14 protein-coding genes are annotated in these 17,518 nt (G+C 46.9%); 4 read left to right on the top strand and 10 right to left on the bottom strand.

Annotation, left to right across the window (positions count from 1 at the left end):
* Positions 1 to 52: 52 nt before the first annotated feature.
* The 6 genes from ACQSGY_RS15980 to rpiA form a co-directional block, all read right to left on the bottom strand.
* Entirely contained in the window at positions 53 to 994 is a 942-nt protein-coding gene (locus tag ACQSGY_RS15980; protein ID WP_427052601.1) for an alpha/beta hydrolase, read from the bottom strand.
* Between the two features lie 69 nt (positions 995 to 1,063).
* The gene (locus ACQSGY_RS15975) at positions 1,064 to 2,830 is read right to left on the bottom strand and encodes an ATP-binding protein (RefSeq protein WP_427052600.1); all 1,767 of its coding nucleotides are present in this window, start codon (positions 2,828 to 2,830) and stop codon (positions 1,064 to 1,066) included.
* Positions 2,831 to 2,834: 4 nt separating this feature from the next.
* Positions 2,835 to 3,935: a cobalamin B12-binding domain-containing protein gene (locus tag ACQSGY_RS15970; RefSeq protein ID WP_427052599.1), complete on the bottom strand. Its 1,101-nt coding sequence runs from the start codon at positions 3,933 to 3,935 to the stop codon at positions 2,835 to 2,837.
* Between the two features lie 225 nt (positions 3,936 to 4,160).
* Positions 4,161 to 4,622 carry a MarR family winged helix-turn-helix transcriptional regulator gene (locus ACQSGY_RS15965; protein ID WP_188593084.1) on the bottom strand — a complete coding sequence of 154 codons (462 nt, stop codon included), beginning with the start codon at positions 4,620 to 4,622 and terminating at the stop codon, positions 4,161 to 4,163.
* Between the two features lie 15 nt (positions 4,623 to 4,637).
* Positions 4,638 to 5,252 carry a GNAT family N-acetyltransferase gene (locus ACQSGY_RS15960; RefSeq protein ID WP_427052598.1) on the bottom strand — a complete coding sequence of 205 codons (615 nt, stop codon included), beginning with the start codon at positions 5,250 to 5,252 and terminating at the stop codon, positions 4,638 to 4,640.
* A 42-nt stretch (positions 5,253 to 5,294) separates the two neighbouring features.
* Positions 5,295 to 5,966, bottom strand: a complete 672-nt coding sequence (rpiA, locus tag ACQSGY_RS15955) for a ribose-5-phosphate isomerase RpiA (RefSeq protein ID WP_216513350.1) — start codon at positions 5,964 to 5,966, stop codon at positions 5,295 to 5,297.
* A gap of 507 nt (positions 5,967 to 6,473) precedes the next feature.
* On the opposite strand from rpiA, the gene ACQSGY_RS15950 reads away from it, so the two are divergent.
* Entirely contained in the window at positions 6,474 to 8,219 is a 1,746-nt protein-coding gene (locus tag ACQSGY_RS15950) for a methyl-accepting chemotaxis protein (RefSeq protein WP_427052644.1), read from the top strand.
* A gap of 41 nt (positions 8,220 to 8,260) precedes the next feature.
* Positions 8,261 to 11,962 (top strand): amino acid adenylation domain-containing protein, encoded by a 3,702-nt coding sequence (locus ACQSGY_RS15945; protein WP_427052597.1) that lies wholly within the window; start codon positions 8,261 to 8,263, stop codon positions 11,960 to 11,962.
* A 123-nt stretch (positions 11,963 to 12,085) separates the two neighbouring features.
* Here ACQSGY_RS15945 and ACQSGY_RS15940 read toward each other — a convergent pair whose 3' ends face one another.
* The 3 genes from ACQSGY_RS15940 to ACQSGY_RS15930 all read right to left on the bottom strand — a co-directional run bounded on the left by ACQSGY_RS15940 (position 12,086) and on the right by ACQSGY_RS15930 (position 14,093).
* Complete coding sequence (locus ACQSGY_RS15940; protein WP_427052595.1) at positions 12,086 to 12,709, bottom strand: TraX family protein; 624 nt, start codon at positions 12,707 to 12,709, stop codon at positions 12,086 to 12,088.
* A 48-nt stretch (positions 12,710 to 12,757) separates the two neighbouring features.
* A complete protein-coding gene (locus tag ACQSGY_RS15935) occupies positions 12,758 to 13,321 on the bottom strand; it encodes a GNAT family N-acetyltransferase (RefSeq protein ID WP_427052594.1) in 564 nt (187 codons plus the stop codon).
* Between the two features lie 298 nt (positions 13,322 to 13,619).
* Positions 13,620 to 14,093 carry an RbsD/FucU family protein gene (locus ACQSGY_RS15930; RefSeq protein WP_427052643.1) on the bottom strand — a complete coding sequence of 158 codons (474 nt, stop codon included), beginning with the start codon at positions 14,091 to 14,093 and terminating at the stop codon, positions 13,620 to 13,622.
* 206 nt (positions 14,094 to 14,299) lie between these two features.
* Between ACQSGY_RS15930 and ACQSGY_RS15925 the strand changes: the two genes are divergently transcribed.
* Both ACQSGY_RS15925 and ACQSGY_RS15920 read left to right on the top strand, forming a co-directional pair.
* On the top strand, positions 14,300 to 14,722 hold the full coding sequence (locus ACQSGY_RS15925) for a MarR family winged helix-turn-helix transcriptional regulator (protein WP_111269940.1): 423 nt from the start codon (positions 14,300 to 14,302) through the stop codon (positions 14,720 to 14,722).
* Between the two features lie 29 nt (positions 14,723 to 14,751).
* A complete protein-coding gene (locus ACQSGY_RS15920) occupies positions 14,752 to 16,056 on the top strand; it encodes an MFS transporter (protein ID WP_427052593.1) in 1,305 nt (434 codons plus the stop codon).
* A gap of 120 nt (positions 16,057 to 16,176) precedes the next feature.
* Here ACQSGY_RS15920 and ACQSGY_RS15915 read toward each other — a convergent pair whose 3' ends face one another.
* Complete coding sequence (locus tag ACQSGY_RS15915) at positions 16,177 to 17,475, bottom strand: MFS transporter (RefSeq protein WP_427052592.1); 1,299 nt, start codon at positions 17,473 to 17,475, stop codon at positions 16,177 to 16,179.
* Positions 17,476 to 17,518: the final 43 nt, after the last annotated feature.

Raw genomic sequence — 17,518 nt, 5'->3', positions numbered from 1 at the left:
CTTCTTGATAGATACCTACCATCCATTACATGAATAAGTACATGACTTAATGCTACGAAATATGTTTCTGCAAAAAATCTTCCAGCACTGACTTATATCGTTTTGGATCCATCCGAAAAGCCGTCCCGTGGCCTGCACGTGGTATCGTCAGCAGTTCCTTATCTGTGGCACAAGCTTCATACAACGGATAGACCATTGCTGTTGGCACAAAAGTGTCTGCCTCCCCATGTATGAACAACACCGGGACCTGAACTTTGGTGAGCTGCTTCAGAGCCGATGCTTCTTTAAACGAATACCCGGCCTTCCATTTGGTAATCAAACTGGTGATCGGAATAAAAGGGAAGGCAGGAAGCTTGTAAAGCTGCTTCAATTGGAATATCAGCTCTTCTTCGACTGAAGTGTAAGCACAATCCGACACAATTGCTTTGACTTGATCCGGCAGCTCTTCGCCCCCTGTCATCAGCACCGTCGCTCCGCCCATGGAAATACCGTGCAGCACAATATCGGAATGTTTTCCTGTGCGTTCCAGTACCCATCCGATCCATTGAACATAATCTTTCCTGTCCAGCCAGCCAAAGCCAATGATATCCCCTTCGCTTTCACCATGTCCACGGTCATCCGGCATTAATACGTTGTAACCGAGCGTTTCAGCATAAAATCTGGCAAAACCTGCCATTTCTCTACCTCTTCCAGAGTAGCCATGGGCCAGAATCACGGTTGGGGCAGAAGGCTGCTTCGCAGACAGCCAGGTTCCATATAGCTTCAAGCCATCGTGAGATCGAATCATCACGCTCACGCTCTGCTGTGCATCAAACCAGTGCAGATCGGTAGCGTTGCTGATCAACTCCTCCTCCGCCTCGGTTTTCAGATTGGGATTGTCCACCAAAAATGTTTTCGGAGTACGACGGATCGCCGTTTTGAAAAAGTAAAGCCCACCGGCCCATAATATAACCAATATTCCTAAGATCAAAGCCGCAAGCCCATAGATGATCACAAATCCAATCCCCCTCAGTTAATGCTCGGGTAAGCGACCCTGTTTAACATATAATAACGTGTGAAAACTTTAATCGGTGTTAGCCTGCCGAAGTGCTTCACATGCCGCCTGATACGCCGGAAGAAGCTTGTCCAGCAGCGGCTCTGCCAGATGTGTCTGCTCTTTTTTGGCATGTTCTTCTATCTGACTAAACAAGTTTGAAAGATAGCTGATGCCCAGACTCAGACTTCCTGATTTCAAGTCATGTGCTGTCTCTACTGCCGCTGTATGATCCGCAGAAACCACATGTCTGCGCAGGTCTTCAATCTTGCCGGGCGTCTCCGCACGGTACATCTCCAGCAGCAAGCTGAGCAGCGTTTCGTTCCCGTCCGTATTCAAGGCGGCAATTTCACGAACAACGTTCATATTCAATATCTCAACAGGCTTGGACGCCAAGTGCCATTTTCGGATCGCAACTCCAAGCACATCCAGGGTACATGGTTTACCTATAAAATCATTCATCCCGGCCTCGTAACATCGTTCCTTCTCACTTTTCATCACATTACCTGTCATTGCAATAATCGGTGTCGGTTCACGCATTTCATTCTGCTCGATGATGCGAATCTGGCGGGCAGCTTCGATTCCGTCCATAACAGGCATCATGCTATCCATCAGAATCAGGCTGTATGTTTTATGACGAAACGCATCTAGCGCTTCCTGCCCGTTGGATACACACTCCACTTGGGTATAGCCCAGCTTCTTTAATTGTAACTGCACAAGCTGGCGGTTAATTGCATTATCATCAGCGAGCAGCATAGGCAGGGCAAGTGAAGCCTTCTTGGTTGCTTCATGAGAATCCGTTTTAGAAGCACAGCTATCATCATGACCCGGGTCATCCGAATGAACCGGTAGGTCCTCTCCCGCAGCTCGCTGCACGGATTCATCGCCTTGATCCGCCTGTACACCCAGCTCTATTTCAAACCAGAAGGTGGAGCCCTGCCCTTCCTTACTCTTGATGCCAATCTGCCCGTTCATCAGGGTAACCAGTGATTTACATATAGACAAGCCAAGCCCTGTACCCTCATATTTTTTCGCACGACCCTGCTCCGTCTGCACATAAGGCTCAAAGAGACGGGCCTGATCTGCTTCTGGAATACCTATCCCGGTGTCTTGCACCTCAAATCGTATGAGCTGTGCATGATGGGCTTGATGACCCAACCGTTTCACACGCACTTCTACCAAGCCATCCGTCGTAAATTTGTTTGCATTCTGGATCAGATTGATCAGCACCTGGGTTATTCTTGTCGGATCACCTTGCAACACAGGCGCCACTTCAGCATCGAAATCAATCAACAACCGATTTCCTGTCTTCTCGATTTGCGGCCGAAGCAGCTGCGCAATCTGGTTCAATATCGCCTGAAGGTTGACTTCGCCCTGTTCAAGCCGCATCTGCCCCGCCTCAAGCTTCGATAGATCCAGAAGGTCCTGAATTAATTTGAGCAGCAGCTTCGCTGCTTCCTGGATAACCGTGACTGAATTTTTCTGTTCCTCAGACAAGGGAGACAGGGCTAACAATTCCGCCATTCCCAATATGCCATTCAGCGGTGTGCGAAAATCGTGACTGACAACCGCCATAAAAGCACTTTTTGACTCGACCGATTCTACTGCCTGCTGCCGTGCCGACTCCAGGCTCACATTGTTCTTGGCAAGTCTCCGCTGGAGCGTGACCAATTCGTTATTCATTTCCGAAAACGCAGAGAGCGTGCGCTCCTCCTGCTCTTTGCTGCGAATCATCCGGTCTGACAACTGCTCAACCGTTTGACGCAGTCTCTGTATCTCCTCATTGTCATTAGACATCACTTCATCCCTTTCCTGATTCACTTGCCGCACTTACATTGTCAAGCGATACCGGATGAATAAGTAAACGCTCCGCAACAGCGACAGCCTCCTCCGCTCCCGGTGCATAACCATCCGCGCCGACTGCCCTCCATAATTCCTTGTCTATATTAAACGGGTAACCGCCTACCATTATTTTGACATGTGCCGTTTCTGCATGGCTTCGAATGCGCTGAATTAAATCTTTAGCCAGATGAAGATGATAAGTCATCGTAACGGAGATTGCCACTACATCACTTTCATGCCGACCAATTGCCTCCACAATACTTGCATTCGGAACATTCGCACCGAGATAATACGTATCCCAGCCCTCCATCTCAAATACATCTGTAAGCATGCGTAATCCAATCTCGTGCTGCTCACTTCCGACACAGGCAGCAACCAGCCTTTTCCCCTGATTAGGCTGAATCAGCCATCTGGAATACAATCTTGAAATAAACGATTGTGTAGCTGCTGTGCAAAAATGCTCCTGGCCCACACTAATCTCTCTCTTCTGCCACAATCGACCGATCTCGTACTGCGCTGGCTGAAAAATGTAGCGATACATGTCACGAATCGATGCACCTGTATCCAGCTCTGATTCGATCAGTTCAAAAGCTTCCTTTTGTCGATTATGAAGCAGATGCTGTACATATGCCTGAGTCTCCAGTCCATAGGGTAAGGAGGCATGAATAAAGCTACTTTGCGATTCCGGCTGACGGGTCGCTTCAATGCCCATTTCAAGGTACTCCAGAAGAAATTCAAGGTAAGGATGTTCGAACTCTTCTTCTAATGACTCTTTAATCAGCTGCAGGTTCACTTCCAGATCTTCGGCAGATACCCGATAACCAGCAAGCAGTACCTTTAACCAGGATATATAGTGAATAAATAAACCTGGACTCTTCACAAGCACACTTTCTGCCAAATAACTCAGGCTGTACCGTGAGTCTTCCTTTGTTCGTATTTTTCCGATTGGACCGAAACGTTCCATTAAATCAGGCTGTAACCGATATTGCTTTTCGGTTATTTTCTCAGCCAAGGTTCCTGCATTTTGAAGTAAACGCTCTCCAGCTTCCCGATGACTCATAGACACATTCCTCCCCTGTCTGCATCCTGCAGCTGTATGAACTCTACTTCCTCTATTATTAAGTAATAATAAAATCGAACTAAATCACGCAATTTCACTGTTCTATTATACACGAACAAGAGTTCATATTCTTTCGAATTTCAATCTTCCTATATTATGTAGCTGTATGCAAGTCACATAGCTAGGATCAGAGTCCATTTATGGACACAAAAAAACGGATCTACGTTATAAACGCAGGTCCGTTTTACCTTCTGCAGCAAGTCCGAGTTTTTTCAACAGACGTATCGCTTCCACCTTCTCGGAAGCTTCAAGTCCATCCAGGATATCAATAATCACTTGATGATGCTGTGGAAAGATTTGTGTAAACAACTGTTTGCCTTCTTCCGTCAGTTCAGCGTATATCACCCGCCGGTCTTCCTTGGAAGGTCTGCGAAACAGCAGATTTTTATTTTGCAGCTTATCGACAACATACGTTATATTTCCACTGGACATCAGCACCTTCTCACCAATCTTCTGCAAAGCTTGTGGTCCTTTATGATACAACAGATCAAGTACACCAAACTCTGTTGAATTCAGTCCATGGCTCTGGATGTCCCGATTGGAGCGTGATGTCACCGAATTATAAGCTCGAATAAGTACAACGAACAATTGCAATGACAGGTCCCGGTTATCCTCCGTGTTCAGCATTTCTATAATCCTCCATCAGTTGTTTACATTTCTGTCCGCCCTTATGGCATACATCTGCTCCCATTCCTCACGAAGCATTCCCATTCGAATAGAATCATAATACTTTCCAAGTACAATCCGGCACTTCCGCAGACGTGCCTCAATCTGAAATCCAACCTTGGCAGCAGCCCGCATCATTCGCTCGTTGCCCGACCAGGTCGTTAGTCCAACTCTGACTATAGGCATATGTTCGAACAAATAGCCTGACCACATTTGAAGAGCTCTCGTACCAATGCCCCGGGCCCATCTTGAGGGTTTGTAGATCACGATTCCTATCTCAAGCCACATGGATGACGAATCTTCTATATAATAGCTGATCATGCCCACGATCTCTCCGTCCGCTTCAATAACCCGAATAGATGCGGGGTGTGCTTCCTCGTGATCCGCTCTCATGCGTTTGAACGTATTCTGCTCAAAACGCTCGTAACTCACACGCTCCAGCGGATAATAAGGCGCATCCCATCGTTTCCATTCGGGCTCGTCCTCCCCATAGATCAGTTCATAGAGTTCAGCCAGATCTCGCGGCTCCACGCATCGGAGGACAAGCTCATCTTGTCTAAGTACCGATTCTATCCTCGTGATTGTACTCACCCTCTTCCTATTCAATGTTCACAGACCCTTTTTCTTTAATGATCACGGACGGTGAAGCTCATCTATTGTGCCATCCTCTTTCGCGATAATGACAAGGCTTGCCATATCCACAAATAACCCGTTGTCTACAACACCAGGGAGCATATTAAGCTGCACATTCAATTCTGCTGCATGCTCAATTGTGCCCAGATGACAGTCTGCAATCAGATTGCCGTTATCGGTAAGGTACCGTTCTTGCCCGTCCATTCTCCACCGCGGCTGACATCCCATTTTTTCAAGCGTCTGAAAAGTCCATTCCGAGGCAAAAGGCACGACTTCAACAGGCAGCGGGAATTTACCCAGCTTCTGTACAGCCTTGCTGCCATCAGCAACAATAATCAGTTTATCGCTGTTTGCTGCCACTATTTTCTCACGCAAAAGAGCACCGCCGCCGCCTTTGATCAGGTTGAAATCCGGATCAACCTCGTCTGCTCCGTCAATCGTCAGGTCCAGACGCCCGATTTGATCAAAAGGGATAATCGGTATGCCCCACTCCCGTGCAAGCTTGTCTGAAGCCTCCGAGGTAGCTACCGCCTGAATGTTCAACCCTTCCCGAACACGTTCCCCGATCCGACATATCGCATAATATGCAGTTGAGCCTGTGCCCAAACCAACCTTCATTCCATCTTCAACGAATGATGCCGCATGCTCTGCCGCAATTTGTTTCAGATTCATCATTTAACCCCCGCCTGCTCTCAATTTGTAAAAAACCATATGTAGTTATTATAGATAAAACCTTATGTAATGTATATCCATGCTTCTGATGCAGCAAGGTGTTCATTTCTGGATGTTTGATAGTGTAATTTTACTCGCTATGTTATAGAATACAGAATGAAACTAAAAAATGGCAATTCATAACAATAAACAGTTCTAAATACCTATTTTTTGAGAACTATGTCCACATTTACGTAGAAAATTAAAAAAGTTTTAACAATACTCTTCAATTTAACGACATTTTACACGACATAATAGATAGAGTTGTGTTTTAATAATTAGACACCAATGGTTTCAAGAGGTACATAAGTCTGTATACACAAACAGGAAACCAAGACCATTGTCGCATATTTTCAGAAGGGGATGACGAGATGAGATAGCTTGCTCGATTCGAAGTACAGCTTACAAACATTTAACTTTAAAAGAGATCAGGAGTGGAATTTAGTGAAATCATTGAGCTGGAAAAACATGTCGTTTTTCTCCAAAAACCTATTGCTTTCATTTACCAACATTATCATCATTGGTGTAGCTTTGATTGCAAGCAGTTATTACTTCCAAAAAACGATTCTGGTCGATCAGTTACATGGACAAGTAGCACAGATTACGAAAAAGTGGGCCGAAGATATTAATCCTGTCGATGTACAGACCGCAATTACCGAAAAAAGCTATGATGGAACAGCACAGACCAAATTAAGAGCCTATTTTGATGAAATGCAAAAATATTATCCTAACATTGCACAAGCCTATATCTTTGGTGTTGAGCTTGGCGGCGATAACAAACGATTAACCTCGCTTGTCGCAATGCCAACAAACCTGAGAGAGGCTTTTCAGAGTGATAACGTAAATATTGGTGACATGTACGAACAGCCGGTTGTCGTTGCCAATGCGCTCAAAGAAATGCTGAATACAGACCGTCCAACATTCACCACGTTTTATTCAGATGATTTTGGAACCTGGACAACGATCGCTTACCCGATCAAGGACAGCAATGGCAAAATTTTTGCTTACTTCGCTGTCGATGCCGATGCAAGTGCGGTGCCGGCTGGTCTGAATACCTTGCTGTTAAACGGAACAATTATTCTCGTTGCTTTCTTGCTTTTGTTCCTTATCATCCAATACCTGGTTGTTAAAAACACCCTTTCTCCGATTCGTCACCTGATTAAAGGTATTGACGAGGTAAGCAAAGGTAACCTTGATGTCAACATCCCGACAGGCAAAGATGATCTGGGACTCGTTAACGAGAAATTCAACGTCATGGTTCGCAAAATTAATGACACTATCGTAAAAGTGCAAGTGACATCTCAGGAAGTCAATCAGTCTGCGAAGGAACTCTATGAAGTATCTGAACGCAACAGTGACAACGCAGACTCTATTAATCATAACGTAACCCAGATTGCGTCCAACATCCGTTCACAGGAGCAGGCAACGCGGGACAGCGCTCGTGCCATGTCCGAGATGGCTACCGTTATTCAGACCATTGCAAGCAGCTCCGCCAGTGTAGCGGACGAAGCTTATGAGATGGAACGCCGCTCACAACAGGGTAACAGCGTAGTTCGACAAGTCTCGGAACAAATGAATCTGATTACTGAGTCTGTAAAAAATACAGCATCCGCCATTGAAGTACTGGAAAGCCGTTCTCAGGAAATCGGCGATATCCTGAACATTATCTCGGGCATATCCAGCCAAACCAACCTGCTTGCTCTCAATGCTTCCATTGAAGCTGCTCGTGTCGGTGAAGAAGGTCGAGGTTTTGCGGTAGTTGCTGGCGAAGTACGCAAGCTTGCTGAACAATCAGAACAGGCAACCAGCCAGGTGGGTGTTTTGATTCAAGAGATTCAAGCCGGTATTAGACAAGCCGTTCGTGCGATGGAACAGGGCACCTCGGAAGTGGATACGGGGCTCACAGTAGCAGATCAAACAGGTCAATTGTTCGACGAAATTCTCGAAGCAGCGAAAAAGGTTTCACAGCAAATTCAGGAAGTATCAAGTGCAACAGAGGAAATTTCAGCAGGCACAGAAGAGATGACAGCAACGGCAGAAGATTTGTCCGCAAGTGTAAGTAAAACAGCAGTAAGCAGTGAACAGATTTCAATATCTGTTGATGAACAGAAAGCTTCCTTGATTACACTGGTAGATTCCTCTACTCGATTGAACGATATGTCCGAAGAACTGCAAGAACTGATCTCTCATTTCCATGTAAGCAAGCAACAATAAAATAAACCAACACTCGGTTTCAACCAAGGAGGATACCTGAAGTGATTGAAAACCAATCATCACCCCACATAGTGGAATCTGGCTTGCCTGTTCTTCAGATTCCACTGGATTATGGGCGCCGCCAGCAAACTTTCTCTTATGAGTCTACTCATATTACATTCCAAGCATCATTGAGTCGTGAACTTCAAAAGAGGTTTGGGGAACAGATGGTGTATCCTGCATTCCTTTCAGCCTATGCGGCCCTGTTATTCCGATTGTCTGCAGAACAGGAGCTTGCCATTGGGGTACTTGCGCCAGATCAGGCAGCTTCCTATCTTTCATTACAGCTTCAGGGCAAAACAACGTTTCATCAATTGTTTGAACAAATTACAGAACAGCTGAAAATTCATTATACGCTGCAAACCGGAGGGTATCCTGAGACACTATTTATGCTGAATAGTGTTCAGCTGCCTCAGGCCCCTCAGGTGATGAACTGGAACATTCGTTATGATCATAATGAAATTATTCTTGACATGTTCTACGACTGCTCCCTGTTAAAGGAAACTACAGTGCTGCGATATGCAGAATACTTCCAGACTTTGCTTCTCGCAATGCTGCGTGACGACAATAAAGCCATTGGGGCTGTAGATATCCTTTCTCCTTCCGATCGTTTGATCTACCGTGAGATGAATGATACATCAATGCTTGAGCCAGTCCATCCAACAATTCATGGGTGGTTCGAAGCAACTGCGGCTGCGTACCCGGATTACCCGGCGATAACTTCTCCTTCAATGAGTTATACATACCGGGAACTGAACGAGCGGTCGAATCAGGTTGCTCGTGTGTTGATGTCCAATGGACTGCAGAAAGGTGAATTTGTAAGCATCTTTATGGATCGAAGCCTGGAAACGATCATTTCATTGCTCGGTATATTAAAGGCAGGCGGTGTTTATGTACCCATTGATCCTGAACATCCAGAGGAACGCAACAGCTACATTGTTGAAGATACGGCCTCATCTTTTGTACTGACAACAGAAGCTTCTTATGATCAGGCTGCAGCATTATTCTCTGGTATTTCGACGGTACGCCAGATTCTCTCGGTGGACGGTCGTCTTGCAGGTTTTGCAGCAAGCAATCCGAATCTGGATATCAAGCCGGACGATCTGGCTTATATCATCTATACCTCTGGTTCAACCGGCAAGCCTAAGGGCGCGCTGATTGCGCACCGGGGAGTCACCAATCTGGGCAGCGTTGTACAGCGTGACTGCGACATTCAGCCTGGAGACGTTCTGACCCAGTTTGCCACATACAGCTTCGATGCATCCGTGTGGGACACGATCGGCGCCCTGTTCTATGGTGCGGAGCTCTACCTGCTGTCTGCGGAAGAACGTGTATCCATCGAAGAGTTTGCAAGTGCAGTTGAACGCACAGGAACAACGATTATCACCATTTTGCCAACGATTTTCTTTAACCAGCTGGCTTCCTATCTGTCTGACGAAGGCTTTCACAAGCTGGCAAAGGTGCGCATTATTACCGTAGCCGGAGAAGCGCTTTACGGCGAGCAGGTTCGGGCATTCCAGCGTAAATTTGGTAATCAGATTGATATCGTTAACGTATACGGGCCTACAGAATGTACAGTAGCTACGACCACTCACCGGATCAGTGAGCAGGTTCCAGAAGATGTCGTTAACATTCCCATCGGCAAACCGATTCATAATTACAAAGTATATATCGTCAATGAAGAACAGCAGCTCTGTCCGATAGGTGTTCCCGGTGAAGTATACATCGCAACGCCTGCCCTTGCCAAAGGTTATTTGAACCAGCCTGAGCGCACCGAGCAATCATTTGTTGATAATCCCTTTGCTATCGGAGAAAAGATTTACAAATCCGGCGACATTGCCAAGGTACTGGATACAGGATTGCTGGAGTATGTCGGACGTAGTGACTCCCAGCTAAAAATTCGTGGTCACCGGATTGAGATCGGTGAGATTGAAGATCATTTGGCTCGACTGGAGCAGATTCAGGATGTGGCTGTTATTCCAAAAAAGGAAGCAGATGGTCAGAATATGCTGGTCGGTTATTTCACCTCCAAAGATGGAAGCACCGTTTCGCCAGCTGACATCAAAGCAGCACTTGCAGAGAAGCTGCCATCGTATTTCATACCGAAATGGATCTGTCAGCTGGATATGATGCCGATCGCACCGACAGGCAAAATCAACCGTAAAGCAATGGTATCCATGCCGCATACGGAACGTCATATTGACCAGCCTGACCGGGTGATGCCCGAAACAGAAACGGAAATCATTCTGTACAATGCGTGGAAAGAAATTCTGCAGCATGACGAGTTCGGTATCGAGGACAGCTTCTTCAGCATTGGCGGCGACTCCCTGCGGGTCATCCATGTATTGGTTATCCTGAAGCCGCATTATCCACAGCTTAAAATTGCCGATTTCTTTGCTGAAAAAACGATTCGTGCACTTGCTCGTCGAGTAGAAATGTTATCCCATCAGCGTACGGATACACAGGCTTCTGTCCGCAGCGGAGTGCTGACTCAGCTTTCCGAACATCCGGTCGAGCTCTCATCCCAACTGGGGTACCCGGATATTGTTAAACCCGAGCATGTGCTGGTGACTGGCGCAACGGGTTATCTCGGCTCTCACGTGCTGCAGCAGCTGATTGTCAAATCTTCGGCGCGCATCTACGCCCTCGTTCGCCGTGCAAGTGACGGAACAACAGCCATGCAGCGTTTAACCAAAGTCATGCAAGATTATTTCGGAAAACAACTGGCTGATCAGCTTTCAGAACGTGTAGAGATCGTTGAAGGCAATCTGGAGGAAAAAAACCTTGGGCTTTCTGGTGAACAGCAAGCTTACATTCAATCACGCATTGACCGCATCATTCACTGTGCAGCTGACGTACGACATTTCGGAGAAGCATCACAGTTTGCCAAAACGAATGTCGAAGGTACCGTTGCCTTGCTGAATCTGATCCGCAACAAAAAAGGAGCCTCCTTCCATCACGTATCGACGATGGGTATACCGGAGGATCTGGCCCTTAGCGGACAATGGGAATCCACGCTGCAGTACGACCGTTTCCCGGCTGAGCTGCATGTGGACAACCTGTACTCGGACAGCAAGCTCGAAGCCGAGAAGGTGCTTATGACCGCCGCAGAAGAAGGTGTGCCTGTCAGCATCTATCGTGCGGGCAATCTCACATGTCATTCTCTCACCGGTCGTTTCCAGACCAACATCGATAGCAATGCGATATACCGAATGATCAAAGCAATGCTGATGCTGGGTAAAGCGCCTGCTGCAGATTGGATGATGGACTTCACGCCGATTGATTATGCAAGTGAAGCGATTGTACATCTGGCCTTGCGTCAGGATACAGCCGGACGTGTATTCCACATCTGTAATCCGGAGCCGATTCGTTATGACGATCTAATCGAAGCGATCAAACATGCCGGTTATCATGTTGAGACGATGCCGTTTGAGGATTATAACCGCTGGCTGTTCGATGCCACGATCCCTAAAGAGCCAGAAGCCCTACAGCTTGCCATCGCTCAGCTTGAAGGTGATGGAGCGAAGGATTCAGCATATGCCTATGCATCACCGGTAACAACCGCATATGTAGAACCGGCCGGAATTTCGTGTGCCAGAACAGACCGTCGTTTCATCAACCTTATGCTGGACTATGCAGTTCAGATCGGATATTTCCCGGAGCCGATTCGTCCGAACTACGGAACAAAGACGGTTGCGGATTAAATCGAGATCCGGCAAGTGTTCTTTAAAATAAACATCAATGTACTCCTTAAATTAAAAGCCACTTTCTCGCTGCACATAGCGAAAAAGTGGCTTTTTCTTGCCATACGATAACAGAATATGCTATCAGGGCAACCAGCGAATCACAGCAATAATCGCAAGATGAGCCGGATAGAAATAACGCCAGATCCAGCGTGGTCCCTTCAAACGAAACGCCGCCTGATAATACTGAGCAATCGCAATCCCGATAGTTGCCAGCACACTGTACATCTGTAATGAACTGTGGTACAGCAGCAGATAGAGTCCATTCAGAATTACATGAGCCATAACCAGCACAGGCCCATTGAAGTAGCGGAACAGCAGTACCAGCAGCAGGCCATACATCCCGTAGTCCATATGTGTGTATTCCATGATTATGCCTGCTCCGATGGCAATCAGGATCCCAAGAGGTCTGGAAGGCAGCTTATCCAAAGCCAGCAAAACAAGCAGCGCCGACCACAAGGTCCAGACCACATTCAGCGAGAAATGATTAAACGCTGCCATAAACGGCAATTGAGAAATAACCGCGATCCAGAACAAACGCCATATGTATTTCCGCACATTACGTGTATGCTTGTAGCCAATATACACCGCAAAAGCATAGATCGGGAACGCAATACGTCCGATAATTCTCAGTTCCACAATATGCGGAAAAAATACAGCACCTATATGATCGATCAGCATCGTAATCATGGCAATCCATTGCATCATATCAGCTGCTCCCCTCCTTTTACCTGCCCTTAACGCCGAGTGTTTCTCTTACGCTTCATTTCCAGAATAAACACTACGTTCATAATACATGAAGCTCTGATCCTGTGTATACGCTTCAGACTCATATAACGCTTGAGCATGCAGATTACTCACAGCAGTGCTTAGCGTAATACGGATGATCTGTTGTTTCTGCGCCTCTCTGGCAACGGCCTGTAACAGTTTTCTTGCAATCCCCTGCTTGCGGTAATCCGAATCGACATAAAGATCGTTCAGTACCCAGATCGGTCCCATAGAAACGGAACTAAAGCTGGGATAAATCTGCACAAAACCAGCCGCCCGCATCTGTGATTCACCACAATACCGAGATATGGAACCTGCTTCAGCTGACGTGCCCTCACCTGCATCACCTAATTCAGCAATAAAAATGATAGATTCCTCTTTACGGAATCGTTCCCTGATAAAACAGCGGGCTCCCTCCAGATCTGAATGCTGACCATAAAATATACGGTAATTGTTAAAAAGCCTTGATACTTCAGACACGTCGTTTTCTCCGTTCGCTTGTCTGATTCGAACTTGCACGTCCTGCGTTTGCTGCATTTCTATTTCCTCCATAGCTCCCATATCCTCCCTTTGCTTCATATCTTCATGAACCTCATCTCTTCTTGATTTAATTGTAAAAGAAATTTTCGTTGTGCCCCATTCATCAACTGAAGCAAAGTTTGCAGTAAATGATGCGTTAAGCCAGAAATGCAGCAGCTTACGAATTGACGATCGCTCTTACGCGATACCAGCCGTTTCTGTTCTGGTTGAGTCGATTCCTATGTATATATTGCCGTCTACTGGCTGCGTTCGGGTAAACACAAAAAGGCAACGAAAGCCTCGCCAGCTCCGTCGCCATAACATGGATGGTCTATTTGAATTCCAGATTCAGCTGCCCTTGGGCATGGCCTGATTCAGGAAAGATAACACCCTTTTTCAAAATCAGATTCGCATATTGCGCCCGTTCCCCCGTGGCAACAATGACGTAAGCTTTGGTGGCCCGTTCATAAAAATCAAAGCGTTCCTCATACTCCAATGCATCGGTCATGCCTTCGTGCTCTTCAATGATTCGCCGGTAATCCTCCCAGATGATCGGTATGACGGGATCGCCCTTAACCACCTGCATTACAGCGGCGGGCTTCTCTACATACGTATCCAGCGGTAACAATTGTAATACGGCCTGCAGCAGCTGCACAGCGTTTACGCCATCACAGCGTATCAGTCGCTGCGCATGACTGGCTGCCGGAAAGTTGGCATCGGAGATCACAAGTTCATCGCCATGCCCCATCTCGGACATGAATTTAAGCAGCTCTGGCGGAAGTATGGCAGGGATATTTTTCAGCATCATTAAACGCTCCTTACACACGAATTTGATTGCCTTGAAAGCCGTTTCATTCCTATTCTAACAGGATTCTGTGTGCTTTGCACCGGGATGCGATCACCTTGAAAGCATAAATTGGCTTTGACAAAATTACTTGTTTCACATATAGTTGTTATAACAATTAAATGAATTTAAACGATGTTATTACGGAAAGAGAGGCTCATTGATACATGGATTATTCTCTGGAGCAATCCGTTGGATTCATGCTCGGACTCACCCATCGCAAATCAGCGGCACTGCTGGCATCTCAATTCAAGCCATACGATATCACGACAGAGCAGTTCTCTGTCCTTTTTAATGTGAATCGTTCAGAAGGTGTGAACCAGAAGGAGATCGCCGGGCTTGTTTTCAAGGATCAGCCAACTACAGCACGAATTATTGATTTGCTTGAGAAGAAAGGCTGGGTCGAACGTCGAACAAGCGAACATGACCGCCGGGCATATCTGCTGTATATAACCAAGGAAGGCAAAGCTTTAATTGATATTCTTGTACCGATCGAAAGAGCAATGAATAAAAAACTTGCAGAAGGTATACCCGCAGACCAGATGGAAGCCTTTAAGCATACTCTTTCCCTCATCAATCACAATCTGTAACTATCACAACTCAGGGGGAATGTCTCACCATGAAAGAACAATCTGCACCTGTCCGATTATGGACAACCGATTTTATTTTGCTGATGTTATGTAATTTTCTGCTGTTTCTTCAACTGCACATGATCGTTTCGCCCCTTCCCTCGTATGTACAGGATCGTTTCCACGCCAATGCCTTTCAAGTCAGTCTCTTCACTTGTCTGTTTGCATTGAGTGCCATTGCAGCAAGGCTTTACTCCGCCAAAGCGCTGGAGAAGGGTTTGCGTAATGCGATGATTTATATCGGTCTGTCTGTAGCCCTGCTCGCCACGCTCGGCTATTATTTTGCTGCCGGCATTGCTGTGTTGTTGCTGCTGCGCATGTTGTTTGGTGTTGGATTCGGCATGAGCAGCACCGCCTTCCCAACGATGGCCTCTGACATTGTTCCCGTGAAACGGATGGGTGAAGGCATGGGATACTTTGGTCTGTCAACAAGCCTTGCGATGTCCATGGGCCCTATTATCGGTGTTACGTTGCTGCAAGGGGCCGGATTTGTGACGCTTATGGTGTGCACTGCGGCTGTTATCGCTGTAATCTATCCACTCAGTTACAGCCTGACCCGCAAAAAAGCGGCTCAATCGCAGCAGGCTGCCGAACCCGCTGCGGTAACTGTATCGGGTGCTCCATCTGCAGCATCGGGTGCTACCGGGAAAACAACCTTTAACCGCAAACTGATTCTTCCTAGTATACTGAACGGCTTGTTATCCATTACTTACGGCGGACTGGTTGGATTCATCGTCCTGTTTGGCAAGGAAGCTCATCTTGCGAATCCGGCTTTGTTTTTCCTATTTAACGCTATGGCTGTGTTGCTTGTCAGACCTTTTGCCGGTCGTATCTACGACAGCAAGGGACCTAAAGCTTTATTAATTCCAGGTGCCGTATGTATCGCAGTCGGACTTGTTATCCTATCCACAGCATCAACGATGCCTGTACTGTTTGCAGCAGCATTTATGTACGGAATTGGTTATGGCTCCATGCAGTCGTCACTGCAAACCTGGATGATTCAGGTGGTCTCCCCTGCTCAGCGGGGAATGGCTAATGGCATGTTTTTAAATACGCTTGATCTCGGGATTGCTACCGGAGCCCTTTTGCTTGGTTCCATCGCTTCCCTGACCAGCTATACCGAAATGTACCGCTACTCTGTATTGTTCATGGTGCTCTTTCTGCTGATCTATCTGATCCAGGGTAAACGGAGCGGCAGTTTTCAGATTCAGACGCATCCGCTGCTGTCACACACACATATCACTGCATCCGACGCTTCTGAAACAAATGCTTCCGGTTCTGAGAATAGAAAATAGACCTCAGCGCATTTCACAACAAAAACGCGTTTACACCGGGCAGCGGTTTATTTGCTCTCGGAGTATACGCGTTTTTATTTTACCCTTTTCAGACATAAAAAATTACTCAGATAGGCCATGTCAAAATGGACTCTTTTTCCGACGCAAAGGGACTCTGTATGATGGGTTTGCTTCATTCTCTTGCTCGTGCTGATGCTTCGAATCTCCTTCGGAGGACGACTGCCCTCCCTTATCCGGCTTCACCGCTAACAAGGTAAGTAAAGCCCCAACTGCACCCGATGCTGCCAGAATGCCAAACAGCAGGAAGTGATGGGCTCCAATGAGCAAGGATACAACAGGCGGGCCCAGAGATACTCCGATAAAACGCATACTGCTGAACAAAGCAGTAATCGTACCCCGCTGCTTTTTGTCTACCCCTTCGGTTATTAACGTATCGAGACACGGCAGTGAAGCCCCGATTCCGACGCTTCCTAGCGTAAATAACCCCACGACAACATAGATATTGTCGAACATGCCGATGATCCCCAGCGATACGGTAACCAAGGCAAGCCCCATGAAGCCCAGCCATTTCATTTTGGATTTGTTTTTCCCGATCCATTTGCCCGCAAAAAAAGAAGCAAGACATAACGCGGCCAGCGGGATTGCCAGCACAAGGCCTTTCACCACACCCTTTAACGCAAATTCACTCTCCAGCGTCTCCGAAAGGTAATACAGCACGCCAAAAAGAAGGAACATGCAGATGCCGCCAATAGCAAACAACGCATATAACCAACGCCCTTTTTGTTTTAATACGCCACGGATGGACGCAATAAATTCAGAGAAGGTCGGGGGTTTCTCGCTCCTCTTCGGTGTTTTGACCAGAAATATAACGAGCAATAGCGAAATCAGACAAAGCACCGGAACGGCCAGAAACGGGGAATACCAGAGCCAAACCGCCAGCGCTGCTCCCAGAATCGGGCTGAGCACTTTGCCAAACGTATTGGAGGTTTCAATAATGCCCAGGCTTTTACTGACCTGATCTTCATCCTTAAACATGTCCCCCACCAGTGGAATGACAATGGGAAAAGCACCTGCCGCACCGATCCCCTGTAAAAACCTTCCCGCAAGAATCGTCCAGTAAGCGATATCACCTTCCATCATCCATGCTGCAGCACCGGCAACCCCCCCACCGACCGCCGCAATAACAAGACTGGGGATAATGACCACTTTCCTGCCGAATCGATCCGATAAATATCCTGCGAGTGGAATCAGCAGAATCGCCACTACAGCATATACCGTAATCAGCATACTGACCTTGAATGAAGAAACCTTCAATTCCCGTTCAATCTGTGGCAAAATCGGTATAAGCATGGAGTTCCCCAAGGTCATAATCACAGGGATGGAAGCAAGTGCGACGAGGTCCCACTTTTTATCAGACATACCCTAACCACCTTCGCAGATTGTACACACAACAGCGTTATTG

Origin of the sequence: Paenibacillus sp. TC-CSREp1 (assembly GCF_050171015.1) — a bacterium.
Lineage (GTDB): Bacteria > Bacillota > Bacilli > Paenibacillales > Paenibacillaceae > Paenibacillus > Paenibacillus silvae.
The sequence above is the reverse complement of the archived record's forward strand: the minus strand, read 5'-3'. Positions and strand labels throughout refer to the sequence as shown.